The organism is Phormidesmis priestleyi BC1401 (assembly GCF_001650195.1).
GTDB classification, from domain to species: Bacteria; Cyanobacteriota; Cyanobacteriia; order Leptolyngbyales; family Leptolyngbyaceae; genus Phormidesmis_A; species Phormidesmis_A priestleyi_B.
On record NZ_LXYR01000008.1, the window covers coordinates 34,385 to 60,287 of the forward strand.

At 48.9% G+C, this 25,903-nt stretch carries 27 protein-coding genes and 1 pseudogene; 10 read left to right on the forward strand and 18 right to left on the reverse strand.

The genetic code is table 11. The annotated features are described in order from the left end of the window. Window positions 1–216: 216 nt before the first annotated feature. The gene (locus tag A8707_RS06440; RefSeq protein ID WP_068815982.1) at window positions 217–897 is read left to right on the forward strand and encodes a GerMN domain-containing protein; all 681 of its coding nucleotides are present in this window, start codon (window positions 217–219) and stop codon (window positions 895–897) included. Between the two features lie 133 nt (window positions 898–1,030). On the opposite strand, the gene A8707_RS06445 is transcribed toward A8707_RS06440, so the two are convergent. From A8707_RS06445 to A8707_RS06460, 4 genes are all read right to left on the reverse strand, one after another. Further along, entirely contained in the window at window positions 1,031–1,309 is a 279-nt protein-coding gene (locus A8707_RS06445; protein ID WP_068815983.1) for an NIL domain-containing protein, read from the reverse strand. 304 nt (window positions 1,310–1,613) lie between these two features. Further along, a complete protein-coding gene (locus A8707_RS06450; protein WP_068815984.1) occupies window positions 1,614–2,789 on the reverse strand; it encodes a DNA double-strand break repair nuclease NurA in 1,176 nt (391 codons plus the stop codon). A 51-nt stretch (window positions 2,790–2,840) separates the two neighbouring features. Beyond that, window positions 2,841–3,497 (reverse strand): HAD-IA family hydrolase, encoded by a 657-nt coding sequence (locus A8707_RS06455; protein ID WP_068815985.1) that lies wholly within the window; start codon window positions 3,495–3,497, stop codon window positions 2,841–2,843. 37 nt (window positions 3,498–3,534) lie between these two features. Next, window positions 3,535–4,740, reverse strand: a complete 1,206-nt coding sequence (locus A8707_RS06460) for an NAD(P)/FAD-dependent oxidoreductase (RefSeq protein ID WP_068815986.1) — start codon at window positions 4,738–4,740, stop codon at window positions 3,535–3,537. 157 nt (window positions 4,741–4,897) lie between these two features. On the opposite strand from A8707_RS06460, the gene A8707_RS06465 reads away from it, so the two are divergent. After that, window positions 4,898–5,965, forward strand: coding sequence for a D-alanine--D-alanine ligase family protein (locus tag A8707_RS06465; protein ID WP_068816059.1), 1,068 nt, complete (start codon window positions 4,898–4,900; stop codon window positions 5,963–5,965). A gap of 179 nt (window positions 5,966–6,144) precedes the next feature. Here A8707_RS06465 and mreD read toward each other — a convergent pair whose 3' ends face one another. From mreD to A8707_RS06480, 3 genes are all read right to left on the reverse strand, one after another. Beyond that, complete coding sequence (gene mreD / locus A8707_RS06470; RefSeq protein WP_068815987.1) at window positions 6,145–6,702, reverse strand: rod shape-determining protein MreD; 558 nt, start codon at window positions 6,700–6,702, stop codon at window positions 6,145–6,147. Next, window positions 6,699–7,514, reverse strand: a complete 816-nt coding sequence (gene mreC / locus A8707_RS06475) for a rod shape-determining protein MreC (RefSeq protein ID WP_068815988.1) — start codon at window positions 7,512–7,514, stop codon at window positions 6,699–6,701. Before mreC ends, mreD begins: the two co-directional genes overlap by 4 nt. Window positions 7,515–7,630: 116 nt before the next feature. Further along, window positions 7,631–8,632, reverse strand: coding sequence for a rod shape-determining protein (locus tag A8707_RS06480; protein ID WP_068815989.1), 1,002 nt, complete (start codon window positions 8,630–8,632; stop codon window positions 7,631–7,633). Between the two features lie 474 nt (window positions 8,633–9,106). Between A8707_RS06480 and A8707_RS06485 the strand changes: the two genes are divergently transcribed. Beyond that, entirely contained in the window at window positions 9,107–9,475 is a 369-nt protein-coding gene (locus A8707_RS06485; protein ID WP_068815990.1) for a single-stranded DNA-binding protein, read from the forward strand. 64 nt (window positions 9,476–9,539) lie between these two features. Here the strand turns inward: A8707_RS06485 and A8707_RS06490 are convergent, their stop codons facing one another. Then, window positions 9,540–10,274 carry an SIMPL domain-containing protein gene (locus tag A8707_RS06490; RefSeq protein ID WP_068815991.1) on the reverse strand — a complete coding sequence of 245 codons (735 nt, stop codon included), beginning with the start codon at window positions 10,272–10,274 and terminating at the stop codon, window positions 9,540–9,542. 252 nt (window positions 10,275–10,526) lie between these two features. Here A8707_RS06490 and A8707_RS06495 point away from each other — a divergent pair, with 252 nt between their 5' ends. Both A8707_RS06495 and A8707_RS06500 read left to right on the forward strand, forming a co-directional pair. Then, window positions 10,527–11,156 carry an SRPBCC family protein gene (locus tag A8707_RS06495; RefSeq protein WP_068815992.1) on the forward strand — a complete coding sequence of 210 codons (630 nt, stop codon included), beginning with the start codon at window positions 10,527–10,529 and terminating at the stop codon, window positions 11,154–11,156. Between the two features lie 309 nt (window positions 11,157–11,465). Further along, window positions 11,466–12,815, forward strand: a complete 1,350-nt coding sequence (locus A8707_RS06500; RefSeq protein WP_082906254.1) for an ATPase, T2SS/T4P/T4SS family — start codon at window positions 11,466–11,468, stop codon at window positions 12,813–12,815. Window positions 12,816–12,831: 16 nt separating this feature from the next. On the opposite strand, the gene aroF is transcribed toward A8707_RS06500, so the two are convergent. The 6 genes and pseudogenes from aroF to rpsO form a co-directional block, all read right to left on the reverse strand. Then, window positions 12,832–13,887, reverse strand: a complete 1,056-nt coding sequence (gene aroF / locus A8707_RS06505) for a 3-deoxy-7-phosphoheptulonate synthase (protein WP_068815993.1) — start codon at window positions 13,885–13,887, stop codon at window positions 12,832–12,834. 312 nt (window positions 13,888–14,199) lie between these two features. Beyond that, a pseudogene (locus A8707_RS30460) lies at window positions 14,200–14,531 on the reverse strand (DUF5615 family PIN-like protein). After that, window positions 14,528–14,758 carry a DUF433 domain-containing protein gene (locus A8707_RS06515; RefSeq protein WP_068815994.1) on the reverse strand — a complete coding sequence of 77 codons (231 nt, stop codon included), beginning with the start codon at window positions 14,756–14,758 and terminating at the stop codon, window positions 14,528–14,530. Before A8707_RS06515 ends, A8707_RS30460 begins: the two are co-directional and overlap by 4 nt. 445 nt (window positions 14,759–15,203) lie before the next feature. After that, a complete protein-coding gene (locus A8707_RS06520) occupies window positions 15,204–15,809 on the reverse strand; it encodes a hypothetical protein (RefSeq protein WP_068815995.1) in 606 nt (201 codons plus the stop codon). A gap of 395 nt (window positions 15,810–16,204) precedes the next feature. Then, window positions 16,205–16,756, reverse strand: coding sequence for a PAM68 family protein (locus A8707_RS06525; protein WP_068815996.1), 552 nt, complete (start codon window positions 16,754–16,756; stop codon window positions 16,205–16,207). Between the two features lie 15 nt (window positions 16,757–16,771). Next, on the reverse strand, window positions 16,772–17,041 hold the full coding sequence (gene rpsO / locus A8707_RS06530) for a 30S ribosomal protein S15 (RefSeq protein ID WP_068815997.1): 270 nt from the start codon (window positions 17,039–17,041) through the stop codon (window positions 16,772–16,774). A 71-nt stretch (window positions 17,042–17,112) separates the two neighbouring features. Between rpsO and A8707_RS06535 the strand changes: the two genes are divergently transcribed. Then, window positions 17,113–19,365, forward strand: a complete 2,253-nt coding sequence (locus A8707_RS06535) for a pentapeptide repeat-containing protein (protein ID WP_082906255.1) — start codon at window positions 17,113–17,115, stop codon at window positions 19,363–19,365. Here the strand turns inward: A8707_RS06535 and A8707_RS27915 are convergent. Beyond that, window positions 19,353–19,493 (reverse strand): hypothetical protein, encoded by a 141-nt coding sequence (locus A8707_RS27915; protein WP_156518390.1) that lies wholly within the window; start codon window positions 19,491–19,493, stop codon window positions 19,353–19,355. The genes A8707_RS06535 and A8707_RS27915 overlap by 13 nt on opposite strands. 152 nt (window positions 19,494–19,645) lie before the next feature. Here A8707_RS27915 and A8707_RS06540 point away from each other — a divergent pair, with 152 nt between their 5' ends. Next, entirely contained in the window at window positions 19,646–21,133 is a 1,488-nt protein-coding gene (locus A8707_RS06540; protein WP_068815998.1) for an LCP family protein, read from the forward strand. A 183-nt stretch (window positions 21,134–21,316) separates the two neighbouring features. On the opposite strand, the gene A8707_RS06545 is transcribed toward A8707_RS06540, so the two are convergent. The 3 genes from A8707_RS06545 to A8707_RS06555 form a co-directional block, all read right to left on the reverse strand. Beyond that, window positions 21,317–21,670: a DUF4870 domain-containing protein gene (locus tag A8707_RS06545; protein ID WP_068815999.1), complete on the reverse strand. Its 354-nt coding sequence runs from the start codon at window positions 21,668–21,670 to the stop codon at window positions 21,317–21,319. A 120-nt stretch (window positions 21,671–21,790) separates the two neighbouring features. Beyond that, a complete protein-coding gene (locus A8707_RS06550) occupies window positions 21,791–22,630 on the reverse strand; it encodes a slipin family protein (RefSeq protein ID WP_068816000.1) in 840 nt (279 codons plus the stop codon). 63 nt (window positions 22,631–22,693) lie between these two features. After that, entirely contained in the window at window positions 22,694–23,491 is a 798-nt protein-coding gene (locus A8707_RS06555) for a hypothetical protein (RefSeq protein WP_068816001.1), read from the reverse strand. Window positions 23,492–23,586: 95 nt separating this feature from the next. Between A8707_RS06555 and A8707_RS06560 the strand changes: the two genes are divergently transcribed. The 3 genes from A8707_RS06560 (at window position 23,587) to nblB (ending at window position 25,782) form a co-directional block, all read left to right on the forward strand. After that, window positions 23,587–24,348 carry an HAD family hydrolase gene (locus A8707_RS06560; RefSeq protein ID WP_068816002.1) on the forward strand — a complete coding sequence of 254 codons (762 nt, stop codon included), beginning with the start codon at window positions 23,587–23,589 and terminating at the stop codon, window positions 24,346–24,348. Window positions 24,349–24,647: 299 nt separating this feature from the next. Continuing rightward, window positions 24,648–25,088 carry a CBS domain-containing protein gene (locus tag A8707_RS06565; RefSeq protein WP_269452678.1) on the forward strand — a complete coding sequence of 147 codons (441 nt, stop codon included), beginning with the start codon at window positions 24,648–24,650 and terminating at the stop codon, window positions 25,086–25,088. Window positions 25,089–25,125: 37 nt separating this feature from the next. Continuing rightward, a complete protein-coding gene (nblB, locus tag A8707_RS06570; protein ID WP_331711686.1) occupies window positions 25,126–25,782 on the forward strand; it encodes a phycobilisome degradation protein NblB in 657 nt (218 codons plus the stop codon). Window positions 25,783–25,903: the final 121 nt, after the last annotated feature.

The following is a 25,903-nucleotide window of genomic DNA, read 5'->3' on the forward strand; positions in this document are numbered from 1 at the left end:
CGTGCGGTTCCGTGGGTTTCGACTCCACCTACTAGTGAGTTGAGGGCTGAGCGAAGTCGAAGCCCGATCCATCGGACCTTTATCTTGATGCAGATCCGAAACTCTCTTTAAACAATCTTCCGGAATCAGTTCCGAAGCGGATGTAGTCAATCCTGTTGCATCCTCCACAAATTGATTGTCTAAAGTCCGAGATCCAACACTAGGAGGGATTCCTCGATGCAAGACCAACATTCGACTCGCCGCATTCCTGTCGGAATGGTTGCAGGGTTGTCAGCCCTAGCGGTGACAGCAGGCAGCGCGACTGCATTTTTAGCGTGGCATTCGACCCAGCCAAAACCTGTAGAAACTGCCCCTGCAATCTCTAAAGTTGAGCCACAGCCCTCGCCTTCTGCATCAGTGGCTCCCATAGTGGCACCGTCTGTCCAACCGATTCGCCAATCAACTCCAAAAGTGGCATCGCCTGTTGTTGAGACGACCGCTAAAATCTATTGGCTCAAAGATTCTGGAGTTTTAGAGGCAGTGCCCGTCAAGCTGAAACCTGGCGATCGCTCAGAGTCAGTGTTGAGCGGCGCGATCGACACTCTGCTCAACGGTTCACCTGATCAAACACTCACGACGACGATTCCTCAAGGCACCCAGCTTAGAAGCCTCAAAGTCAAGCCTGACGGTATTCACATTGATTTGTCATCTGCTTTCACAAAGGGCGGCGGCAGCGCGTCTATGATGGGTCGCGTTGGTCAGGTTCTCTACACGGCGACTAGCACCGATCCAAGTGCGCCTGTCTTTTTGTCGGTCGGAGGGCAACCTCTCGAAACGCTGGGCGGTGAAGGCTTGATGTTAGATCAGCCCATGACGCGACGATCGTTTGAGAAAAATTTCGTCTTAGAAGCCCGATAGAAGGCTTTTCGATGGGTTGCAGCCAGAACTGATCTTCTTCACGGCGATAGTCTGACGTTTCAGAGTTGCTGCCAGGATGGAAGTGCCGATTGCAAATCCTGGCACTCAAATTTGATCAGCGGCAAATTTCGTCTTACCAGCCGTCTGTTTCAGTCTCGTTCCAGACTTCGAGATCTAACTCAGCGAGATAGGTCATCGCATTCTCAATTTGGGCATGGCTTCCTTGGAGATTGAGGTCAAACCAGCCATCACCGTTGGCATTGGCTCCTAAAACGGCGGCTGTGATATTCACGGTTAATGAATAATCAGAGATTAAACGAGAAATCACAGGCTCTTGATGATAGTGCTTGGGAATGCGGATGCGAATGCGCTTTTGAGTCGATCGGCTATCTTCGTTTGTTATGGTTCGCATAATTAATTTGGCTCCTTTTTATTTACGGTTTCTCAGTCGGAATACCGTGTTTTGTAAGTAAGATCCTAACGAAGAACGCTAGAAAATGCAAGAGAACCTGTTGGTTAGGGCGTGTTTTAAAACTCTCTCGCTGCGATTCTGCCTCGCCCTGAACTGAAGTTCGGGCTAACTTGGGAAAGTCCGTTGAAACGGACTGAAGATCTGAGTTGACTCGCGTTCAGTCCGTTTTAACGGACTTGCCACTATCAGCCCAAACTTCAGTTCAGGGCGGGATAGCGCCGAAGAGCAGATTGTTAAACACGCCCTAGCGCCGACGAGCTTTACTGACCATCTTGCGCGACAGGCGGAGCTTGAGATCTTCCTGGTCTGCCCACTCTTGCAGCAATCGATAAAACACTTGACGATCGTCATTTTTCAACACCGCTACCTGATCCGCCGTCTCAATCACGTAGGGATAACCACTGCCGATCACGACTTCAGCTCGCACCCAGTCAATGATTCGGTTGTGCCATCCCGCTTCATAGACCCAAACGGGAAGCTCTAACCGCACGGGATAACTGTCTTTATTCGTTTTGAGATAGGTGAAGGCAACTTTATCGGCTTGGTCGCCGTAGTGATCTAAAATTCCCGATCGCTGACAGAGAAATAGCGGGGTGCGATCGCCCCATTCCATTGTGTGACTTTGGGTGCGGTTGAGCAGTTGGGCATCGTGAATAGATTTTGTCTCTGGCAGATTGCCCAAACGCCGCAGCATTTCAGTTAAATCGTGAGCGCTAGACGTATCGATATAACTGACTAACGGCACTCGATAATGCTCACTTGCCTGAAGAAGTTTGCAGATACACTTGACGTAAAAGTTGCGTGTCTCTTCGTCGAATGCTTCGGCAAAAGTCGCGACTAACGAGCCGTCGAAAAACGCCAGACAGGTTTCACAGCCAGCCCGCTCATCCATATATTGAATGAGTCGATCGGTTTCCATCTCAAAGCGGCGGAGATTGACCTTGCGATCGGCAAGATCGCCCCGTCCGACTCGCAGATCGCTAGGGGTCATCACATCTAAATCGATATCCTTTTCATAAATGCCAGACGGCAGATGAAAGTTTTCATACCAGCCGATTTGCACCAGTGCAACGGGCACCGAGATATCTTTGCTAGGATAAATTTGGGAGCCATCGACCGCAAATGTCGAAATCCCGGTGAGGCGATCGCGCACCCACTCTAGACTTTGCTCACGGCTCTGCCAAGTCAGCTTGGAAGGAATCACCCAATCGGGATGGGTGCCCAACGGTTCTAACGGCAAGGCTCCGCAAGATTTCATCCCTTTCAAGATCTCGTGCAGACTGGCAGATGACTGCTGTGACATCTTCGCCAACGCCATCCTGTACTGCTGAAGTTCCTGCAACGCGGTTTTGTCATAACTCATAAAGTCATCGCGTTTTTTGTCTAGCAAGCTCAGAATTTGAGATGGCTTAATCGGCATGGCGAACGAATCATTTGGTACTTGGGTACTATGGTAGACCGAAATGTCGAATTATCTTGATTTTGATGAACGATCGAGCCAGATTCCTCTCAGTCCTGCGGCTTTTGCGGCTCTAAAATCTTCTTCGAGGCTGTCGCCAACGTGCCAGATTTGTTCGATCGGATAGTTATGTTTAGCGATCGCGCTCTTAAAAATCTGCGGACTCGGTTTTGCGGCTCCTACTTCAGTCGAGATCGTGACCGAACTGAAGAAATCCTTCAAATCTAATGCTTTGAGAACGGAATAGAGGCGAGAATCGAAATTAGACAAAATCCCTAATGTGATGTGGCGATCGCGCAATTTCTCTAAAGTCGGCACCACGTCGGGGTAGAGAATCCAGGGATCTGCCGTGGCAAAGTGATCATAGAGTTCTGCAAAAAAAGTGGGGAAGTCAGAAAAATCGTTCAACACGCCGAGTTTGATGAACGTTTGTTCGACGATCTTGTTCCACCACTCAAATTCTAAATCGGGAATCTCGCTCAAAGAACGTCCTGGAAATGCAGGCGAACCCGCGGCTTTAAAGCTTTGATAGAACGCTTTGTTTAATTGCTCGATCGAGACATAAATGCCATGCCTTCGAGCAATCTCGCCATACACATCACCCACGCTACCGCGAACGCCAAATAAAGTCCCCACGGCATCAAAAAAAATGAGTTGGGGACAATTCATAAGCACTCCAAACTATCAGATAAAGTAATTCGGAGAATCAGCGATCGCGACTTCCTGCTAACGCATCGGCGATCGGCTTTGTCACCCAATTTAACCCGACTCGAATCTGATGTCTCAGCGTCGGCATCCGATTTAAGTAAGCAATCCGCCGCGCAATGTGGGCGATCGTCCCATCTAGCTGAATGCCCATTCCCGTGAGGGTTGCGTTGTTTTCGCCCAGAGTCATCATCTCGCCCAAATATTGGTATCGGAACGGCAAGAGCGGACGATTGGTGAGCGATGCCCAGATATTCCAACCCGCATAGTCAGATTGTTGAAACGCGGCTTGAGCCGTTGCGGGAACTTGTTGCCCGTCAGCGTCTTTGCAGTCTGCCAAATCTCCTAAAGCAAAGACTTCTGGAGAATCTACTACTTGCAGAGTTGGTGTGGTGATTAACTGTCCGCGCTGATTTTGCTTGAGCGGCAGGTTTTTCACGACTTCGTTAACGCGAGTCCCGACTGTCCACAGCACAAGATCGACTGGGATCGAGTCTACCGCGCCTTTATAGCTCAGAGAAATCGTGTCTTCGGCGATCGAGTCCACCGTGGTCTCTAAATCTAACCAAACGCCCCGCTTAGTGAGTGCTTTATCAGCAGCGTCGCGATTATGGGTGGGTGACGATCGCAGAATTTGATCGCCTTGCTCAACGAGTCGGAGTCGAACTCGATCGCCCAGCCGATCCGCCAATTTGCACGCCAGCTCGACCCCGCTATAGCCTGCGCCGACAATCGCGATCCGAATCTTGTCGCGAGGTGATTCTTCTAGCTGTCGCAGTTTTTCTTCTAGCTGATAGGCATCTGTGATTGTCCGGAACGGCAACGCGTGTTCCGCCGCACCGGGGACGAGATCAAGCGGTGTTTCTCCGCCCATCGCTAAAGCGAGGCGATCGTAGGTCAAGACTTCACCGTCTTGAAGCGCTACTTGCTTAGATTCAATGTCAATACTGGCAGCTTCTTTTTGACAGAAGCGAATTCCAGTTCCTTCCAGCAATTCTTCATAGGGCGGGGCAACTTCCCAGCTTTGCAACTCGCCTGTCAGCAACTCATATAGAAATGGAGAAAAGACAAAGCGATCGCGCTGATCGACCAAAACGATTTCTGGTTTTTCTGCCTTTGTCCAGGGCAGTTGGCTCAATCGCAAGGCAGTATAAAGACCACCAAAGCCACCACCAAGAATACAAATGCGGGCAGGTTGTTGAGGCATAGGTCAATGCAGAGGGACTCTCTCCTCATTGTAGGGAAGTGAGCAGAAATCAGCATCTCAGTTTTGACTTTCCTTCAGGTTTTAACTTTCCTAAAGAGCCGATTAGAGGCAAAATGGCTTGAATCTAAAGGCAGTGTTTTATCGCGGGGCAAACCTCATGACCAAATTAAAAGTCGGGCTGTTGTTTGGCGGCTGTTCAGGAGAGCATGAGGTGTCGATTTTGTCGGCAAGGGCGATCGGGCAAGCACTCAAAACAGACTCGAATGCGGACAAGTATGAAGTGTTGCCGTTCTACATTCAAAAAGACGGCTACTGGCAAGCGGGTCATTTGGCTCAACAAGTGCTGGAATCGGGGACGGCGATCGCTCCCTCAGACTCACCACAAACTCGCTGGCAGTTTCCCTCTCAAGCCGCCGCGATCGATGTGTGGTTTCCGGTTTTGCATGGTCCCAACGGTGAAGACGGCACTGTGCAGGGGTTGCTCAAATTGATGCAGGTTCCTTTTGTCGGCTCAGGCGTGTTGGCATCGGCGGTCGGCATGGACAAACTGGCGATGAAAACCGCTTACACTCAGGCAGGATTGCTCCAGGTGAAATATCTGGCAGTGACGCGATCGCAAATCTACTCCAATCCCTGCATCTTTCCCAAACTTGGGGATCACATTGAGTCAGAACTGGGATATCCCTGTTTCGTCAAACCTGCAAATTTAGGATCGTCGGTCGGAATTTCTAAAGTGCGAAATCGCGCTCAGTTGGAAGCCGCTCTAGATAATGCTGCGAGTTACGATCGGCGCATCATTGTTGAAGCAGGCGTGACTGCGAGAGAAGTCGAGTGTGCCGTTTTAGGCAACGACAACCCGAAAGCATCTGTGATTGGTGAAATCACGTTTGAAAGTGACTTTTACGATTACGAAACTAAATACACCGCAGGGCAAGCCGGGTTAGAGATTCCGGCACAGTTGCCCGACGCGATCGTGGCTCAAATTCAGGAGATGGCGATTCGAGCGTTTGTGGCGATCGACGGAGCAGGCATCGGACGCGTCGATTTCTTCTATGTCGAATCGACAGGAGAAATTTTTGTCAATGAAATCAACACGTTTCCAGGGTTCACTGCCACCAGCATGTATCCGCAACTTTGGGCAGCTAGCGGAATTTCTTTCTCAGAGTTGGTCGATCAACTCATTCAACTGGCGTTAGAGCGATATGAGAGTCTGAGCGATTCATGAGTAACGCGATGTGCAATTAATTTTCCCTCTTCACGCAGTGGGGCGAAGCCCTCCCAATCCTTCTCCCCAAGGAGAAGGGCTTTCGGACATTTCTGGTTCCCTCTCCATCGGGAGAGGGCTAGGGTGAGGGCAGTCTTTGCAAGTGTTTCAGGAAAGTCGCACATCGCGTTAAGTAACCGTTACACCTGCTCAATCAGCCCCATTCTCTCCCACCAGCGATTGAGCGGGAAATAGACCACAGGTGCCCATAAGCTGCTGAGAATGGCAGAACTAAGAGCAACAAACTGGTGATACGTCCAAATCTCCATCAGCGATCGTCCTCCTTGCAAACTGAACTGAATCGCCGTCACCGTCTCAGCTAGCACCGCCATTCCAAATACAATTAGCGCTACTGAGATAAAATCTTCCTCAATATATCGCTGCTTTTGCAGTCGAGCCGTCAACACCCCAATCAAGGTCAGACTCAGCGCATGAGTTGGCGAGGGAGAAGTCATTCCATCTTGCAGCAGCCCCAAAATCAACCCTGCTAAGGCACCTTGAAACATGGTTCGTTTGACGCTCCAGGCAACCACCCAAATCAACAACCAGTTGGGACCGATGCCTGCTAACTCCATTCCAGGTAGGCGCATCGGCAAGACTAGCAGACACATCAAAACCGAGATCACCGTCACCCCCCAATTAACCAGAGGACGCGAAATAGGGTGACGATCGAACAGATCCTCTAAAGCCATATTCATGGGGTTGCTTTGGGGGCGGGCGTTTCATCAGCAGTCGGGACAGGAGGAGATATCAGTTGCGGCTCTCCCAGATTCGCCGAATTGGGATAAACCGTTGCCCACTCTAAATAGTTAATCGGAGCAGTTAACTCGATGACCGCTTCAGGTGCAGGGCTTTTGTTGAGATCAACTGACTCAATTCGCCCGATCGGAATGCCTGCCGGAAACAGTTGGCTAAATGAGGACGTAGATACCACATCGCCTCGACGCACATCCGGGACTTTCTCAAAAAACTCCATCACGGCTCGATTGGCTGCCTTGCCTCGCAAAAAGCCCATAAAGCGGCTGCGGCTAATGGTCACCCCGACTCGACTACTCGGATCGCTCAGTAAAAGCACTTGGCTGGTGTGAGCAGTGACATTGCTAATCCGACCCACTAGACCACCCGGACTGAGCACGATCGAGCCAACTTGAATGCCATCCTGATTGCCTCGTCCTAAAATCACCTGCTGCCACCAGTGATCGGCACTGCGACCAATTACCGGAGCCGTCACTCCCTTCGTTTTCTTGGCAGAAACGAATCCCAAGAGTTCCTCAAGGCGTTGATTTCGGCTTTCTAGCTCAATTAGACGCTGCTGAAGCTCTTGCGCCTGAGCAGTCGCTAATCGGTCTTGTTGAGCGGGGTTGCCCTGAAATGGACGCGTGATTAACTGGTAGGTTTCTAGCAGCATCCCTCCCTGAGTTTGTCGAACAAAAAGGGCCGTGCTGAGTGCCGCAGTCACCAAAGCAGTCTGAATTCCATAGCGTTCCCACCAGCGTCTCAGTGCGTACATTCAACCTCGTATGTTGGCTGGTCAACTTCACAAAACTATACGTTTCAGATCCAGCATTATGATCGCTCTCCGCAACTGGCTCATGTATATCAGGAGATAAATTGCGGAGAATTTTTCTAGCGAGAAGGGCGAGTGCTAAACACGCGCTCTAGCTGTTTGAAGTTTTCTAAGACTCGTCCCGTTCCTAACACGACGCAGCTTAAGGGATCAGCCGCAACGTGAACCACGATCCCCGTCTCGTGGCTGATCAGCGTGTCGATGCCTTTGAGCAATGCACCGCCACCCGCCAGCATGATACCCCGATCGATAATATCTGCGGCTAGCTCTGGAGGAGTGCGCTCTAGAGTCCGTTTGACCGCATCGACGATCACAGACAGAGGCTCTGACATACTCTCGCGGATCTCAGGACCTTTGATAGTGACCGTTCTGGGTAGACCTGACAGCAGGTGTAGACCCCGCACCTCCATCACCGCTTCATCTTCTTGAGTGGGGTAGGCAGACCCAATCGAGATCTTGATCTCTTCTGCCGTTCGTTCTCCAATCACCAAGTTGTGAACCTTTTTCATGTAGTGAATGATCGATTCACTCAGTTCATCTCCAGCCACTCGGACTGACTCGCTGAGGACGGTGCCCTGCAAACTCAGCACCGCAACTTCAGTGGTTCCGCCCCCGATGTCAATAATCATGTTTCCGGTCGGCTCAGCCACGGGCAACCCAGCTCCGATCGCGGCTGCCACAGGCTCATCAATTAAGTAAACTTCTCGTGCCCCTGCTTGAGAAGCGGCTTCCATGACCGCGCGACGTTCTACCCCAGTCACACCGCTGGGGATGCCGAGCACGACACGGGGTGACACGAGCGTTTCGCCGCCATGCACTCGTCTGATGAAGTGCTTTAGCATTAGCTCTGCGGTATCAAAATCGGCGATTACGCCATCTCGAAGCGGACGAAGCGCAATGATGTTTCCGGGAGTCCGCCCCAGCATTCTTTTGGCATCTTCGCCGACCGCTAAGGGAACTTTTTCGTTCTGGTCCATCGCAACGACGGAAGGCTCTTGTAGGACAATGCCTTTACCTGACACGTAGACAAGTGTGTTGGCGGTGCCCAAGTCTATACCCATGTCCCGGGATACGGAGAAGCGACTGAAAAGACCCACTGGTTTCTATGCCTCAGATTAACGCGATGAGTACGATCGAGAGAGTGCGTTCAAGCACCTACCTTGATTGATAGTGGATTCTATTACAATTTTGACCGTGAGTCTAGTCAAATGGCAGAAAGACATCGATTGCAAAGCCCTTTTTTTGAGCTAAACCGATATGCTTAAAAGCTCAGATGCAAACTTCCCTCATCATAGAGGTAAAGTGCTGATTAAACTGACGTTCTTTCTAATTACAAAACAGGATTGATTGAAAGAATTAGATTAGATTTTTTGACTCATCAAGGCTGCAAAAAGAATCATCAAACAATAGTCTTAACCCTTCATCTTTAGCGCTAGAATTTAAGTACAAACGTATTTATAAGTCAACGTATTTAAGCGATCCAGAGTGAAAGTCTTCCTCTAGGATAGAAACACCTAACTTGTGAGCAGAGAAGTATGAGCCTGAATGTGGTGACGCTAGTGGGTCGAGTCGGCGGCGATCCCGATGTGAAATATTTTGAGTCGGGCAGTGTCAAATGTCGGCTCACTTTGGCGGTGAATCGTCAATCTAAGAACAGTGATCAGCCTGATTGGTTCGCTTTAGAGCTTTGGGGTAAGCAAGCCGATGTCGCGGCTAATTACGTTCGTAAGGGCAGCTTGATCGGGGTAAAAGGTTCCTTGAAGTTTGATAGCTGGAAGGATCGCAATACTGGAGTCGATCGCACCTCGCCAGTGGTGCTAGTCGATCGACTCCAGCTATTGGGGTCAAAGCGCGATTCTGAAGGGGGCGGAACGGAGTCACCAGGCTATGTAGATGACTTTTAAGCCCATCCGCTTTGAAGTCAAAATCCCCGATTTCTCGAAGAAGCTGGAAATTCGAGTTCTGTCACTAATAACTAATCTGTAGGGTGACTGACCCCTCGATTCGCTGTTCGCCTCCGATCACAGGGGTAGGGGCTTTTTGAGCGGCAGCAACTCTGAAACTGGCGACATCTGCCAGCATGGGAGGTGGAGCAGCCGCACCGTTAACCTGAATGCTGACAACTTCTCTGCGAGTCAGGTTTAGAGCACTAAAGACCGCATCTGCTTGACCCTGCGCGTCTTGGGTTGCTTTGCGAAGGGCAAGCTTTTGGGCAGTCGCGATCGCGTCGTCTGTGGCGACAAAGCTCACGCCATCAATTCGGCTGGCTCCTGCTTTGACGGCATCATCGAGCAAGGTGCCTGCTTTTTCAGTCGGTACTCGAAAACTCACGAGGTTTGAGGCGCTGTAGCCATCTAGCTTTTGGCGATTGTTGTCATAACTATAAATTGGATTGAGGTTAATGCCTGTCGTCTCAAGCTTTTCGACGTTGCGAGATTTGAGCAGCGTCACTACGGCATTCGATCGACGGGCGACCGATTCTTGAACTTCGTTAGCCGTCTTTCCTTGAGCCTCTACTCCCAGTCGCACTTGAGTAATGGTCGTAGAAATTTCTTCGATGCCGCGACCTGTCACAGTAAGCGTTCGTAACACTTTTTCTTGTGCCAAAGCTGGACTGGTTAAAGATAAACTCATAAATCCAAGGGCGATCGGAAGGAATTTAACGCGGTTCCAAGTCAAAGCAGGTTTTAAAGCTGAACTCATCTAGATTACTCCTCACTAAGCAGTGGTTACATCGGGGCTGATGTATCTACTCTGTCATGGTCGAGGAGCGATCGTCGCAGTGGTTACATTTTTTGCAACTTAAAAAGCCGGATTAACTCCTGAAAACAAGTATTAATTGCTACCATTATAGAGCGACATATGCTGAACGACACCTTGCTATTTTCGATTAAACCTGAGCGTAATGAAATGTTAGTCCACGTTTGAAACTTATCCTGGACAGGAGAGCCTTAGATGTTGTCTCACTTACCCTTCTATTTCCTAACAGGATGTTTGACCCTTATCACGCTGACTTCAGCCGTTTCTTCTGGGAATGCTCAACTTTTTAACAGTGCAGTTGACCAGTTGCCTGTCAGCGATCGCTCAACTTTAAAGAGTGGTAAAGCCTTAGTGACTGGAGAAAAAGGCAATTACGTCGCAAGGGTTTTAGTCAAAAGCTCTCAAGACACTGCTTGGAATGTGTTAACTGACTATGGGAGCACCTCAAAATTTATCCCTAATGTCGTTTCTAGTAAAGTGTTAGAGTCAAACGGCAACCGTAAGGTCATTGAGCAAGTCGATGCCAGACAGATCTTTTTTGTTAACGTGCGATCGCGAATCCGATCTTCAGTGACCGAAACGGCAAAAACTCGCATTGACTTCCAGCTAACAGATGGTGATCTGCAAAGCTTAAAAGGTTATTGGACAGTAGAGCCGATCGCGGCTTTTTCAGGAGCAAAAGCCGATCAGGTGCTGATTACTCAAGTGGTTGAGGCACAGCCTAAATCGGGAACCCCGAAAGATATTTTCTACAATTTGTTTAAAGACTCTTTAGGAAAAAATCTGAGCGCGATCAGCCAAGAAGTTGGGCGGAGATCGCGTTAGTTTTCTTGAGTACAAATTGCGATTTTCGTAGGGCTACCGCACAGGTGAAAATAATCTGAGCGGTAGCCCTAAGTTGTATGGACTTGCTCAGAGTTTTGCTAGCAATCAGTAGACATTGGGGCGCTGTTAGAATGATTCTGCTAGTGGGCTAAGAGGGAATATTTGTTTGAATCCTTACTATAGAGGTTCTAAAATCAGCCAATAAGCTTAAAAGTTTCCGCACTATTATGTAATGTTTATTGCATTTTCCGGGAAGTCGATGAATCAGAGCGATCTTACGAGGTGGACACTTCAGCGAATCTATCTTCTATGCTGCATCTACTGCGCGATCGCTCAGAGCTTCGTGAGACGAGCCAATTTGAATCGAAGACACCCTGCTTTTTAGACGATCTCCCAAGTTTCCTTGAACCTCAATTTGAACGAGTCGCCACAGTGGATAACCAGCAAGTTTTTCAACTCATCGATCGTATTCTGCCGTTTGAGGCGTGTCTCTATCATCAGATTTTGCCTCTGTCGCTTACAGATCAGTCTCTTCAGCTTGGCATGGTGACGCTAGAAGATGTGGCTGCTCTCGACTATGTGCGGCAAATTATCACGTTTATGGACTACTCGCTGGTGCCGCAAACTATCCCTTCAGACGTTCACTATGCCGCTCTGTCTGCCTATCTCAACCATATTGAAAATCAAGCTCCCGTTGTCCCTTCAGACGAGTCTGTCGTTAATTTAGAACCCGAAGTAACCTCTGATAAGTCTGATCGATCGCCAGAAGATCCCGTCGTTGTTGAACAGAATTCTCTCAAAACTCCGGAGTCTTTTGAGCAGTCAGAAGAAACTGAGGATCAATCCACGATCGTGATTCAAGATGCAAACGCAACGTTTTTAGTCGATAGCCCTGATGAGATAGATGATTTGGCGTTTTCTACCAAAATTCAGTTGGCTCACAGCGATCGAGCGCTGCAAGACAACCCTCAACCGTCTCCCAGTCAAGAACCTCTCGCACCTTCCGCCACATTTCTTTTAGACTCAGAGCCACTGTTGCCCCCAAAACTTCCGCTTCCTGGAAACGCTTTGCCCACGTTAGAAATCAGCACTGACTATTCAAATAGCAATCCAGAACACTTATCTAGCTTGCCTCCTGCCCAACTCCTACGAGAGCTGCTAGGGCGAATTTTTACGGGTGGAATTGGTCGGCTCTATTTTGAGCGTTGTGAGGCAGTGGGGCGCATTTTGTGGAGCCAAAACGGAGTTTTGCAATCGGTGTTGAGCGATCTGCCTCTGTCTAGCTTTCAGGGCGTGATCAATGAATTGAAACAACTGACTCACCTGCCGTTGACTCCCGTTCAGAAACCAAAACAGGTCGAAATCGAGCGGCTCTGTCAACAAACCCGTCTTTTGGTGCGGCTGCGAGTCATGCCCAACGCCTACGGCGAAGAGGCGACTTTGCAGATTTTGCACGGAGCCGCCCTCAAATTTTATCAACAGCAGCAGGTCGCTAACTTAAGCCGTGATGCGCTCAACATTGCCAAAGAGTTAGAGCAAAAGGTGCGTGAAATTCACGATCGGACTCAAGCCGATGCTCAACTTCCTGATCAAGCTAATCTGACCCAAGTTTTGCAGATTGTAGAGCAGCAGATTGCCGCCCTCAAACAGCTTGAATAGAGACGTTCATCAAGTATCAAGCGATCGCCACAGCGGGTTGCCAACGCCCTAGCGGTTTGCCGATAATGGCAAGCTCTTGCATCAGTTGATCAAAGCGATCGGGCGTTAAAGACTGCGGACCATCAGAGAGCGCCTTTTTAGGATTGGGGTGAACTTCGATCATCAAAGCGTCGGTGCCTGCGGCGATTGATGCCATTGCCATCGCGGGGACGTATTCGGCTCGACCTGTGCCGTGACTGGGATCGATCATGATGGGCAGATGAGTCAGCGATCGCAAGACCGGGATCGCAGCCAGATCGAGGGTATTGCGGGCATACTCACGATCGAAGGTGCGAATTCCCCGTTCGCAGAGAATCACATTCGGGTTTCCGGCAGCGAGAACATATTCGGCTGCCATTAGCCAGTCTTCGATCGTGGCTGCCATACCTCGCTTTAAAAGCACGGGCTTGTCCTGAGCGCCCACTTTTTTCAACAGAGAAAAGTTTTGCATATTGCGGGCACCGATTTGGATCACATCTGCCACGGCTGCCAAAGGCTTTAAGTCTGCTGCATCCATCAGTTCGGTGATGATCCCCAGTCCGGTTGCGTCTCGTGCGGCGGCTAGTAAATCGAGCGCACTTTCGCCATGTCCTTGAAATGCGTAGGGTGACGTGCGAGGTTTAAACGCACCACCTCGAAGAAATTGTGCTCCGGCTGCTTTGACTCGTTGAGCCGTTTCGATAATCATCGCTTCGTTCTCAACCGAGCAGGGACCTGCCACCACTACGAGAGGATGGTTTTCACCGATGTAAACGACTCCGTTAGGGGTGGGCACGGAGACGCTACTGGCTTCACCCTGACGATATTGGCGACTGGCACGTTTGAAGGGTTGCTCGACGCGCAAAACCTGTTCAACCCAGGGGCTGATCTCCTTAAGCTGCAGTGGGTCGAGGTCAACGGTGTCTCCGACCAAGCCAAACACGACCTTGTGTTTGCCGATAATCTTCTCAGGGGTCAACCCCCAAGCAGTGAGTTCATCGGTGACGCGGGTCAGTTCGACTTCCGGGGTGCCGACTTTCATAACCACAATCATATGAGAACCTCTGCGGTGTTGTAGATGGGCAGTGGACTATATTATGCGATCGTTCCCCTCAACAAAGCTATTAAGAAATTATTGACGCGTACAGAAATAAAGGTAAGTCTTTCCCTGTAAAACGCGCCCAACCTAACGCTCCCAGATGACTGAACGCTGTTAGATGTTGCCCATCACCCGCCGCAGATCGGCTTTTCATTACAACCGATTAACTCTCGGCGGTCAGTGTGCATGGGCATTGTTATCCGGCGATCTCCATTGTGTCTTCTCAATTTGTAAAATCCTGAAAAACTGTTCAAAGCTACCGGAGCGCTACGATAAAGCAAGCAACGACAAATGTCCATCCTCATAAAATAATTTAACCGCGTTAAAATCCCGCCGCAGCAAACTTTCAACTTGCAATGTTGAACAGTTTCCCAGACGAAGCCAAATAACTTTCGGTGGATTCCCAAATACTAAGCTCAGGTCGTGCATGTCCGCGTCTTTCGAGACAATCATCAAATCATTGTCTTTTGCATAATCCCAACTATTGGGTCGATCGTTGCCTTCATGCCCACATCTCGAACGTGAAGAGAGTTTGGGAAAAGATCACTTAAACGGTTCGCCAACTTAGGCGACAAGTTTTCATCAAAAAGTAATTTCATGCGGATGATGGAGCGGTCATAAATCGACGCTCACGATCGGCAGCATAAGCAATGCAGGCTTTTAAATCTTCTCTCGTTAGATCGGGAAAATCGTCGAGAATTTCTGCTTCGGTCATCTCGGAAGCCAGGTACTCAAGCACTTCATAAACCGTAATTCTTAAACCCCGTACACAAGGCTTCCCACCGCGTTTATTAGGTTCAATTGTGATGAAGTTTCGATAGTTCATAGCTAAAATTATCGTCGTTAGATTTGTGGTGTAGTAATGTTAAAAACCCTTGAGTTCATCTCGTGGAAAGCTCTTTTGAGGCTTCAAGTCAAGTATCCTACAATTCGTCACGTGTATAAGGTTTTAGGGATTTTCATCACCACTTCACAGTAGTTCTATTATATAGTTTTGCCAGTCGCAATCAGCACCAACAGATTTTGGTGTTGTTGATTACCCCTATCACCTCAACAATTCGGTAAACGAGTAGATTATCAAACACTAAAAGTAATGGGTGATGAAGGTATACAAAATCATGCCTCGTGGCGATCGGGTTTCCTATATTTGTGACTTCTAACGGCTGGTGCTTCACCGAACGGCAATAGAGTTCGCCATATAACTAGCTAATAGCGTACATCGCCATTCCGTGTGCAAGCGCTTGTTAGGCAATGCACTCACCAATATGCATTCAAGAAATATCGATGTCAGGATCAACATTTTTTTGAATTAATATTATCGCATTGACTGTGGCACAATAATTACTTTGCACATCCTGTATCGTGATAGCATTTGGATCTTGAATGTTGCTGAAGTCTACGCTTTGAAGATCTTGAAGGCTTGCTTTATAATGAGCTAATGTATTTCTATCAGTGAAAGGTTTTTGTAAACCACTAAATTCCGCAGAACCTTCATTTAGTGCAAACCTCCCAGTGATTTCATTCGGTATATCAATCCACTTAAAAACAGATTCACTTAAACGTTTACTTTTACTACCTTTAAATCTTCGTAAATAAGCTTCATCTTTTCCCTTGCTAAGAGCATAGTAGTTAATGAATGACTCAGCAGCTAGAGCAGAGAAAACAACTGAAATCATATTCGACTTGTTAATTAACTGCAATTTGTGTATCAGGCAAGAAGCATTTTCTGGCGACAAGCTTACACCCTGATAGTTTAAAGATGTAACTCCAATTTGTGTATTTAGATCAGCATCAGTTTTCTGTGAAAAAATAGGTTTTTCTAGAGCTATTTCTAGATAAGCTTCGTGGTTTGTAAATTCAACTTTATCCCAGTTCATCAACTCTCTCAGGAAATTTAAATTTAATAATCCTGGCTTCTGCCTAAATTCTGCCTAAATCCGAATCTCGTGACTTAGCCCGACAATCTTCTCGCATAATACCCTTCCACAAGAATCTTAGCCTGAAAGATTCAATACTTCTTTCACTGGAGAGTTTTTCACTGTCTGTATAAGATCCCAAATTCAAGAATTGGAGCGATCGTCGTGATGGTGGCGCAACGTAGAAAACTAAGCGGGTCAGTCGTTACTGTCTGCATGAAAGCGGGGTGCAGAAAGCCCCAAAGCAAGCCGTGTTTGCGGTCATTATGAAACAAGTGAGATGTCAGAAATCAAAAATAATGGGTGACGACTGGCTACCTAAATAACCCTTCGCCACCCACTACGCAACTCTATAACTATTCGCTAATTTCTTTCTTTTGTCGTGCTGACTTCCAAGCGTCACTTAAGCGCTTGAAGTTGATATTAAATTCTTCCCAGCCGATGCGGGTGCCGACTCGTTCTTCATCCCAAGAGGCGGAGATTAGCCCATAAGATAACCCCAACACGCCCAACCCTAAGAACCCCATGCTCACCAGCACGACTGCCACATTAGGCAATTTGATTCCGGCTTTGATTAGGAGAAAATAGCTGGCAATAAACGTCAACATCCCCAAAGTGCTGGGAATGCCGCAGAAAAAAGCCATGCGTCGCGCCATGCGTTTGCTGACCGCTTCAGGAATCGTGCCTGAATCTCTCGACGATCGGGAACTCTTCTCTTTACGAACGCTAGACTTTTCTGCTCTCTCAGCTTTGGCAGGAGTCGAGACGCTAGGCTTCTTCTCACGCTTAGGCTTTTTGTTGCCCTTTTCTACCGCAGGCTGGCTAGGAATCTTCGCCAATTTTTTCTTTTGGGTCGGCTCGAAGGGCAAGCGATCGGACGAGTTACTGTCTTTAGAATCAGACGACATCGGCTAATACACTCCTTAACCGCGAATGCCGAGACGAGTAATCAAAGCACGATAACGCTCTTGACTGCCTTTGTTGATATATGCCAGCAAACTCTTGCGCTGACCAATCATCTTCAGCAGACCCATGCGGGATGCGTGGTCTTTTTTGTTGGTTCTCAAGTGGAGACTGAGTTTGTTGATGCGCTCGGTGAGCATCGCCACCTGCACATCTGCCGATCCGGTATCGGTTTCGTGGACTTGATAGTCGGTGATAATTTCTTGTTTACGCTGTTGCAGCAGAGCCATGAGATGAAGTCTTTCCGTTATTGAGTGTGGATGTGCAGTCTCCCATGTTACCACAATGAATTTGGTTGGAGATGATGGAGTTTAGGAAAGGCGATCGCGTTCACAGTAAGATTGCGGCGAGTGAGATAGTGCAAGGAGTCAGAGTGAGGAAACTAGCGGTTCTGATCGGTTTCGTGATTGGGTTGATGTGCATTGCTGGCTTTCCTCAGTCTGCTCATGCGGCGATCGCTCAACCCGATCGTATTCCTCTCACGCTAGAACGGCTGCAAGAACGGCTGCGATCGCCCGTCCCGCGTGAGGGCACTCGGATTTTGGATCTGCGGGGCACCACGATCGACTTGCGCCCCGAAAACGCTGCCTTTCGCGATCAGTTCTACAGTCTGGTGCAGGCTCAGCTACAGCGTCCGGGGTTGCCATTGGGATTAGATTTGAGCTATTCGCTGATTGAGGGAGATTTAGCGATCGGGAAACTAGGGTTACGCGCCCCGTTGTATGGAGAATCGCTGTCTCCAATCTTCACGCCGACTGAAAAAAAGCAGTTGCAGCGCGATCGTCGTCGTCTTTCTCGCCTCAGCACGCTGTCTCAATCGCTGCTGATCACGCCCAAAGAAGGATTACAGGCACCATCCGCCCAAATCACGGTGTTTCGCGGACCGATTAAACTCGCACAGACTCGCATTACTGGGTTTGCAGACTTCTCCAACACGTTTTTTCTCAGCCGCATGGAGGCGCAGGGCGCGCAGTTTTCATCGGGGGCAGACTGGTCACAAACTCGATTTAGCTTGCCCGTGAGCTTTGCGAGTGCCAATTTTGGGCGAGAAGCCCTGTTTCGCAACGACATCTTTTTTGGCAAAGCAGAATTTAATCAGACGCAGTTTCGGGGTGAAGTAAGCTTTCAGAGTAGCGAATTTCAAGCGACCGCAAATTTTAATCAGGCGGTCTTCTATCAAGTGGCAAACCTCACGCGGGTGCAGTGGCAGGGCAACGCTGATTTTGCTCAGACGCGATGGCGAGAACAAACGCTGTTTACAAAAGACAAATTCAATCAGTTGTTTTTTCTAACCGATGCCACGTTCGATAAACCTGCTGTCTTTCGCGAAGCCCAATTCAATCGAGCCGTCAACTTGCGCGGAGCCACGATTCTCGATCGAGCCGATTTTAGCTACTGCTCGTTCTCAAAAGGTGCCTATCTCAACGTCGCTGGACTGCGATTTGACTCTGACAAGGCGAAGATTTTGGGCGATCCGGGGCAAATTGGCAAGGCGATATCGGTGCCAACGTTGCAAGGGAACGAAAATCTGCTGCGAGAATTAGTGAGAAACTTTCGGCGACTGGAACAGATTTCTGACGCAAATCAAATCGATTACACAGCACAACGATTGCGATCGCAACAATTACTCCAACGGCTATTTGGCACAAACTTAAACACGGCTACGATTCCGCAGTTAATCAAGGTTGGATTCGATCAGAATCAAGCCTCGGCGATCGTGCAGCGTCGAGACAAACAATCGTTTCGCAACCCAACCGAGTTGCTCACCGTCACAGCGGTTGATTTGGGAACTTACATCAGTGTGCGCGATCGCGTTATCGCCGCCGAGCCGTTGTCTTCAACGCTGAATGCGCTCGATCGTTGCAGCATCGCGTTTCAGTGGGTGTCTCTGAGTCTGCTGCTGTTGCTGAGTCGCAACGGCACGAGTTTTTGGCTGATCTTTGGCGTAGGACTGGTGACGATCGCTTATTTCAGCATTTTATTTTGGTTTGTCGATCGCTGGCGTAGACGCTACCCAAAACCGATTTTGCCCACCTGGAGTGAGTTTGCTGGGGTGAGCATCTTCGCGATGGTGCTGAATCTAGGCGGACTGGTGGCAGTGTTTCGCAACGGAGATCGCCCGTGGATGACGCTGGCGTGTTTGGCGATCGTTATGGTGCCGATTCCGCTGATTCTAATCGGGCTGCTGTATCGGCAGGGTCGCTATCATCCGCTTTTAGATGCCAGCTATTTTGTCGAAGAAGGCACCTTACGACAGTTGAGAGTTTTGATCGGACGGCTGCCGATTATTCCGCGAGAGCCAGTGTTTCGCGATCGCTATCTGCCTATCTTGTGGGATCGTCGGTGGAGTTGGCTCAACTATTTTGACTTCAGCTTTAACAACTTTTTGCGCTTTGGCTTCAACGACATACGCCTGCGCGATCAATATCTGCCCAATCTAGTCACCGGGCTTGTCTGGTATCAGTGGAGTTTGGGAACGCTCTACATTGCCTTGCTGCTCTGGACCCTTTCTCGCACGATTCCGGGTCTCAATCTCTTGATTTACTTCAAATGAGATTTTTGACTCACGATCGCTGCCAAGTCGCCTACAAACGAGAAAAATGACTCATAATTCTCAAAATCGGCTAGATTCACAAAATATCGTCCAGTTTTTGCAAACGATTGAGGAATTATTGTTAACATACATCTGCCAGAAAGCTATCTCTAGCAGAAGAACTCATCCAATAAAAAGTTAGCCAAAATTGTTTTACTGCCTACAATGAAAGCTCAAATTTAAGGTCGATTTTCTCTAAATTTTTCAGTCCGCTATCGATTTGTGTGTGTTGAGGAACCCCGTGAAAAGCTCTAAAAAGCGCCCCGTCTCGCCGAAGCCTGTCCCCTCTCGATCGACGCAACCTAAAAAAGTTGTTTCTAACCCCAAAAAGTCAGCAAAACCCGGAGGCAAAAAGCTGCTCTGGCTGATGTTTTGTTTAACCGGAGTGGCAATGCTTTCGGCAACGGCAGGCGCATTACTCGCGGTTTCTCTCGCCAGCACACCTCTGATGCAGCGTCAACTCAGCCCCGCTCAAGCCTCCGTGTTTGGCAAAGGGGGCATCTCAAGTCGAGGCAGTCTAAAATTGCCCGAACTGACGCGCCCTGTCAACATTCTAGTTTTAGGCGCAAAAGTGCTGACAACAGATCTGCAAAATCCACCTGATAATCTCAAAAATCTGCGCTATCAGGCACTCGTTAACTCCTTTGACGGGCTAACTGATGTCATGCTGCTGCTGCGCTTTAACCCTGAAACCAAGAAGCTGACGGTTCTTTCAATTCCACGCGATACGCGCACCTATATTCCTGACCACGGCATCCATAAGATCAATGAGGCAAATCTCTATGGCGGTCCGGCGTTGGGCGCAAAAACGGTGAGTGAACTGCTCGGTGGCGTGGGTATCGATCGCTATGTCACTATCAATGTTCAGGGCGTGCAAGCTCTGATTGATGCGCTGGGGGGCGTGACGGTTTTCGTTCCTAAAGACATGAAATATAAGGACGATAGCCAACACCTCTATGTCAACCTCAAAGCAGGACGGCAACACCTCAACGGCGACCAAACCCTGCAACTGCTGCGCTTCCGTTATGACGAATATGGCGATATCGGACGAATTCAGCGCCAGCAAACGGTGATGCGCGCACTGATGGAACAGGCACTGAACCCCACCACGGTCACCCGCATTCCACAACTGCTCTCAATCATTCAGTCCCACATTGATACCAACTTGACCGTTGAAGAACTCGTCGCACTGACGGGTTTTGCATCTCAAGTGAATCGATCGAACACCAAAATGCTGATGATTCCTGGAGAATTTAGCGCTCCAGGTGAATATGATGCAAGCTATTGGCTTCCTCACCCAGCTCAGATTCAAAAGCTAGTCGGTCAGCATCTCGACTTTGGTACCACCGCTTTAACCGAGGATCAGCCCGCCACCTTAAGAGTTGCCATCCAAAATAGCATCCCCCAAAACAAAGGTGTGCAGTCAGTGATGACTACCCTTAAAGGAGCGGGATTTAACAACGTTTATCAAGACAACCCTTGGACAGAGCCATTGAGTGTGACTCGCATTGTGGCTCAACAAGGAGACGTAATCGGTGCAGAATCGGTGCGTCGATCGCTCGGCTTCGGCGAAGTCAGAATTGAGGCGACGGGCAGCCTTGACTCTGATGTGACCATTCAACTCGGCAAAGACGCGCTTCAGCCAGCTAAAAAGTTGCTGCGCCCAGGTCTTAAAGATCCTGCTGAGGGTCGGAGTGAGTCACGATCGATGATCAATCCCGCAAATTAAAAAACGATTTTGCTGTAAAAGGTTTTAAAAGAGGCTAAAAATAAAAGGAAGATACCTCAAGCAAAAATGGGCGATCGTAAATGACTATCGCAACGTACAAATGGACAGTCGACCGCTATCACCCTGCGATCGAGGCTGGCGTATTTGATGATCAGCCTGTTGAGTTATTGAATTGATAGAAACTTACAGCAGACGGAAAATAAAGGGATAGACGAATGGTTCATCAGGCTTGGTGAAGCAGTGAGCCAGCGCCCAAATCGTCAGACCCCAGTGAATTGCATAGCCTAGTGGAAACAAAACCCAGCCCAGCAACCCAAACGTCAGCAGAGATGGAATCAAAATCAGGATGCCCCAAAACCAGATGTTGAAGTGAAAGTTGATGGATTCTTTGGCGTTGGCTTTGACCACCGGATCATCAGAAATAAACGTAATGGCGATCGGAACGCCGATAGACAAAAAGGTCGTACTAAAAAAAATGGCTCCGTGAGACAGGCAGGATAGCAACTTGCGCTTGTCTGAATCGTGGGTTCCTTGCATCCTGGAATTGCTCCTGTTGATAGTTTTTTACCTTAGCTCGATCGTATCGTTAATCGAATCGCCTTCAGTAGTGGAGTTTACCGTACTTCTCTAAACGTCGCTCTTTTCCTCTAGATAGATTTATTGGCGCGGCTCAAGGTCTGGCTGAATGGTGGGCGTAACTATCACCTCTGGGTTGAATGGCTGAAGGGTTTGGGTTGAGCTATTTTGCGGAGGTTGGGCAAATCGCTGTGCCAAGTTTATAAAGTCGGAGGGCACCATGACGATCGTCGTTGTATTGTTTTCTGCCCCAATTTCGGTCAGCATTTGCAGGCGACGCAGTTCGAGCGCGATCGGGTTAGCGCTAATCATCCGAGCGGCTTCGGCGAGTTTGGCAGAGGCTTCTTGCTCGGCGGCAGCTTTGATGATGCGGGCGCGCTTTTCTCGAATCGCTTCGGCTTCTTTTGCCATTGCGCGCTGCATCGTGGGCGGAATCTCGACATCTTTGGTTTCGACGCGCTCAATCACAATTCCCCAGGGTTCTGTGATTTCATCGACGATTTCTTGCACTTTGATGTTGATTTTGTCGCGATTTTGCAGCATATCATCGAGAATGTTTTGCCCGACTACGTTTCGCAAAGTGGTCATTGCAACTTGATAAACTGCCGTTTGATAGCTCTCAACTTTGTTGATTGCCTTGGACGGATCAAGAATGCGGTAGTAGAGAACGGCGTTGACTTTAATGGTGACGCTATCGGCGGTGACGGTTTCTTGTGGCTCAATGTTGACGGTTTTCGTCCGCACATCAATTTGCACTTTTTGATCGACAAATGGCATGATCCAATACATGCCGGGACCCATCACGCCTTTGGTGCGTCCAAGTCGGAAGATCACGCCACGTTGATATTCTCGATCGATCTTCAACCCATTTAATGACACGATAAACAGCGCACCAATCAGCGCAGTTATAAAGCTTCCCATCGTGATATTCCTCAAGGTGTACTTCTGTTCTAGCACGGCGATCGAGGTGCGATCTTGTCTGATCTAAGACTTCCCTGCCATCCGATTCGTTCTAAAGGTGACGTTTGAGCCTTCTTGAGTTTGCTCTAATACGAGTAGCGGTGTGGGTTTTGCTTTTTGATCCCAGTGCATATTGGCGATCCGTCCTTGAATAGCGGGTTGCCAGGTTTCATTTTCGTGAGTTGGGCTGAGAAAGGTCTCGAAGCAGTCAATAATCTGATTAATGGTCACAGACGTGGGCTGAGTCGGCAATTTGAGAATCTTGATCTGAACCCGGAAGAGAACTCGCTTTGAGCCTTTGGTTGTGCCATCGCCTGCGCTGTATTCTAAGTCAAAGATTTCATCGACTTGTCGCCCTGTGCTGGCAATGCCGACCTCAGCTTGGTTATTTGGGTTTGCGCGCAGTGCCAGCGTGATTTTGTCTTTGACTTTGAGCTTGATCTGGTTGACGATCGCAAAGTGAAACACTTCTTCTGCCATTCGCATTCTCAGATAGTCGAGGTTAAACTCACGCGAATGGATTAGGTCTGGGTTGCGCTCCATTTTGCCGATCATTTCAACGGCGTATTTAAGTTTTTTGTGCAGCTCGCGATTCTTAAAGGTTTCAAATCGAGTTTGCTTTTTAAGCTTGCTGGCTTGAATTGTCGAAAAGATGCCTAAGAAGACCAGCAGCAAAAACAGCCCACCAGAGGTCGCCATCCAAACCTGTTGCCCAGCGTCAGTTGTGGCGGATACACTAATCGGAGCCTCAGGCTTTGTTTTGACCGTCTTGAGAGGGACTTGAGCAAGCCACGGTGCAACAGAAACAGATTGGAGTGACATAGTATTAGGGCTGGCTAGAACTTGGCTCATTCTTCAATAATGCCCTTGATTGACCTTAGATCAACCACCCGTATTTTTACTTGTGTTTTTGCTACATGGCTTTTATTCCGCTCTCTCAAGCTAACACGCTGCAAGCGATCCGATTGGTGGCAACTGACATGGATGGAACGCTGACGATCGCTGAAAAATTCACGCCCAGTCTCCTAAAAGCGTTTGAAACTCTGACCACAAAAGGCATTCAAATTGTGGTGACGACGGGGCGATCGGCGGGTTGGGTGAGCGGGTTGGCTCATTATTTGCCTGTGGTGGGCGCGATCGCCGAAAATGGCGGCATCTTCTATTTGGGTGAATCTGAAATTTTGCTGACTCCGATTATGGATCTGACTGATCATCGACAAAAGTTAGCTAACTCGTTTGAGCGATTAAAAACTCAGTTTCCCCAGATTCAAGAATCGAGCGATAATCGCTTTCGGCTGACCGATTGGACGTTTGATGTAGAAGGCTTGAGTTTAGATGAATTGAACACGATCGCTCAATGTTGCAAATCTTGGGGCTGGAGTTTCACCTACAGCACAGTGCAGTGTCACATCAAGCCGCTTCAACAAAACAAAGCAGCAGGACTGCTTACAGTCTTAAAGGATTATTTCCCAGCCTATTCTTTTGAGCAGATTTTGACGGTGGGCGACAGCCCCAATGATGAGAGTTTGTTCGATGCGAGTCTCTTTCCGCAGTCGGTTGGGGTGGCGAATAGTTTGCATTACGCCGATCGACTCCTACACAAACCGACCTATGTGACAGCAGCCTCAGAAGGTGAAGGATTTTGTGAACTGGTGGATGCGATCGTTCACGCCCAATGACATTCTTGAAACACTTTCTCCGCTGACTTCGCTAGCGTCCTAAAATAGCCCTCTAGAAAGTCGGGGCGGGACGCGATCGCGGCAAAGAAACTGGTGCAAGGTCTCAGCTAAACGCAAAAGCTGGTTGTGAATGGGGCAGTGGACGATCGCATTCTCCACTGCCCCATTTTGTGAAAACTGGAGAATTCAGTTAACTATCTTTAACTCGATCGAGCCGCACGTCACAATTCCCTAATAATTGATCATTGAGATCTTTAAAAGAGCGATCGTAATCCATGCCCAAAACTGTTGCGGATGTCATGACTCGTGACCCTCTCACCGTGAGTCCCAAAACCTCCATTACAGAAGTGATTCAAGCGTTGGCAGAGCGCAAAATTAGCGGGTTGCCTGTGGTGGATGAGACGGGAAAACTGGTTGGGGTCATTTCTGAAACCGATCTGATGTGGCAAGAATCAGGCGTTACGCCTCCTGCTTACATCATGATTTTGGACAGCGTGATTTTTCTTGAAAATCCGACTCGATATCAGAAAGATCTGCACAAAGCCTTGGGGCAAACCGCTGGCGAAGTCATGACTCGCGACCCGACCACGATTACTGCCGATCAGCCCTTACCCAATGCCGCTAGAGTCATGCACGATCGCAACGTTCGCCGTTTGCCAGTCTTGGATGAGGCTGGGCACGTCGTCGGAATTCTCACTCGTGGCGATATTGTGCGGGCGATGGCAGCCGAACAAGCCTGAAACTTTAACCTCCCTAGTTTTCCCATTTAAAATGACCATGAATCCTGATTCAGTCAAAGCTTCTCTTGAATCCGCTGATTTTGGCGAACGACTGCGGGCAATTAATCATTTGCGTCAACTCGATCCGGCGATCGCGTTTGAGTTAATCAAAGTCCCGGTTGTGGACAGCAATGTGCGAGTGCGCTATGCGGCAGTCAGCCAACTGTCTTCGCTGGGGCGGCAAAACTTAGGCGAAGCCGCGACGATTTTAAGAGCCGGGTTGCTTGACCCCGAACCCGACGTGCAAGCCGCCGCCGCAGACTCAATCGGAGCTTTAAACCTCACTGAGGCGTTTGACGATCTGCAAGCGCTCTATCGCCGCACCCCTGAGTGGTTAGTCAGCTTTAGTGTTGTTGCAGCGCTGGGTGAGTTGGGTGAGCCGCGCGGGTTTGAGTTATTAGAAGAAGCCTTAGCATCCGACAATGACTTGCTAAAAACAGCCGCGATCGGGTCTCTAGGAGAACTGGGAGATGCGCGTGCGGTGAGTCTTTTAATTCCTTACGCCACTAACCCAGATTGGCAGATTCGCTATCGCGTGGTGCAAGCGTTAGGCAAATTTGAGAGCCAAGAGGCGCGATCGACGTTAGCAAAGCTGGCAACGGATGAAGTCGATCAAGTGGCTCAACAAGCCAAAAACTGCCTAGAAATCGCCTAAGATCGTGGATTAAACACCCTCAACGATCGCAGAGCACCCGTATCCCCTACTCAAGCTTGGGAGAAGGGGAGCCAGATTTCAAAGTCCCTTTTCCACGATTGGGAGAGGAACTTTGGGTGAG

Excerpts from the sequence above, each read along its gene's own strand:
- rpsO (WP_068815997.1), bottom strand. The coding sequence starts at position 17,041 with ATGGCTCTGCTGCAACAGCGTAAACAAGAAATTATCACCGACTATCAA.
- A8707_RS06535 (WP_082906255.1), top strand. The coding sequence starts at position 17,113 with ATGATGGAGTTTAGGAAAGGCGATCGCGTTCACAGTAAGATTGCGGCG.
- A8707_RS06465 (WP_068816059.1), top strand. The coding sequence starts at position 4,898 with ATGACCAAATTAAAAGTCGGGCTGTTGTTTGGCGGCTGTTCAGGAGAG.
- A8707_RS06490 (WP_068815991.1), bottom strand. The coding sequence starts at position 10,274 with ATGAGTTCAGCTTTAAAACCTGCTTTGACTTGGAACCGCGTTAAATTC.
- A8707_RS06515 (WP_068815994.1), bottom strand. The coding sequence starts at position 14,758 with ATGAACTATCGAAACTTCATCACAATTGAACCTAATAAACGCGGTGGG.
- nblB (WP_331711686.1), top strand. The coding sequence starts at position 25,126 with ATGAATCCTGATTCAGTCAAAGCTTCTCTTGAATCCGCTGATTTTGGC.
- A8707_RS06460 (WP_068815986.1), bottom strand. The coding sequence starts at position 4,740 with ATGCCTCAACAACCTGCCCGCATTTGTATTCTTGGTGGTGGCTTTGGT.
- A8707_RS06565 (WP_269452678.1), top strand. The coding sequence starts at position 24,648 with ATGACTCGTGACCCTCTCACCGTGAGTCCCAAAACCTCCATTACAGAA.
- A8707_RS06445 (WP_068815983.1), bottom strand. The coding sequence starts at position 1,309 with ATGCGAACCATAACAAACGAAGATAGCCGATCGACTCAAAAGCGCATT.
- A8707_RS06485 (WP_068815990.1), top strand. The coding sequence starts at position 9,107 with ATGAGCCTGAATGTGGTGACGCTAGTGGGTCGAGTCGGCGGCGATCCC.
- A8707_RS06450 (WP_068815984.1), bottom strand. The coding sequence starts at position 2,789 with ATGCCGATTAAGCCATCTCAAATTCTGAGCTTGCTAGACAAAAAACGC.
- A8707_RS06520 (WP_068815995.1), bottom strand. The coding sequence starts at position 15,809 with ATGAACTGGGATAAAGTTGAATTTACAAACCACGAAGCTTATCTAGAA.
- mreC (WP_068815988.1), bottom strand. The coding sequence starts at position 7,514 with ATGTACGCACTGAGACGCTGGTGGGAACGCTATGGAATTCAGACTGCT.
- A8707_RS27915 (WP_156518390.1), bottom strand. The coding sequence starts at position 19,493 with ATGTTAACAATAATTCCTCAATCGTTTGCAAAAACTGGACGATATTTT.
- A8707_RS06495 (WP_068815992.1), top strand. The coding sequence starts at position 10,527 with ATGTTGTCTCACTTACCCTTCTATTTCCTAACAGGATGTTTGACCCTT.
- A8707_RS06555 (WP_068816001.1), bottom strand. The coding sequence starts at position 23,491 with ATGTCACTCCAATCTGTTTCTGTTGCACCGTGGCTTGCTCAAGTCCCT.
- A8707_RS06525 (WP_068815996.1), bottom strand. The coding sequence starts at position 16,756 with ATGTCGTCTGATTCTAAAGACAGTAACTCGTCCGATCGCTTGCCCTTC.
- aroF (WP_068815993.1), bottom strand. The coding sequence starts at position 13,887 with ATGATTGTGGTTATGAAAGTCGGCACCCCGGAAGTCGAACTGACCCGC.
- A8707_RS06440 (WP_068815982.1), top strand. The coding sequence starts at position 217 with ATGCAAGACCAACATTCGACTCGCCGCATTCCTGTCGGAATGGTTGCA.
- A8707_RS06545 (WP_068815999.1), bottom strand. The coding sequence starts at position 21,670 with ATGCAAGGAACCCACGATTCAGACAAGCGCAAGTTGCTATCCTGCCTG.
- A8707_RS06550 (WP_068816000.1), bottom strand. The coding sequence starts at position 22,630 with ATGGGAAGCTTTATAACTGCGCTGATTGGTGCGCTGTTTATCGTGTCA.
- A8707_RS06560 (WP_068816002.1), top strand. The coding sequence starts at position 23,587 with ATGGCTTTTATTCCGCTCTCTCAAGCTAACACGCTGCAAGCGATCCGA.
- A8707_RS06455 (WP_068815985.1), bottom strand. The coding sequence starts at position 3,497 with ATGAATTGTCCCCAACTCATTTTTTTTGATGCCGTGGGGACTTTATTT.
- mreD (WP_068815987.1), bottom strand. The coding sequence starts at position 6,702 with ATGAATATGGCTTTAGAGGATCTGTTCGATCGTCACCCTATTTCGCGT.
- A8707_RS06500 (WP_082906254.1), top strand. The coding sequence starts at position 11,466 with ATGCTGCATCTACTGCGCGATCGCTCAGAGCTTCGTGAGACGAGCCAA.
- A8707_RS06480 (WP_068815989.1), bottom strand. The coding sequence starts at position 8,632 with ATGGGTATAGACTTGGGCACCGCCAACACACTTGTCTACGTGTCAGGT.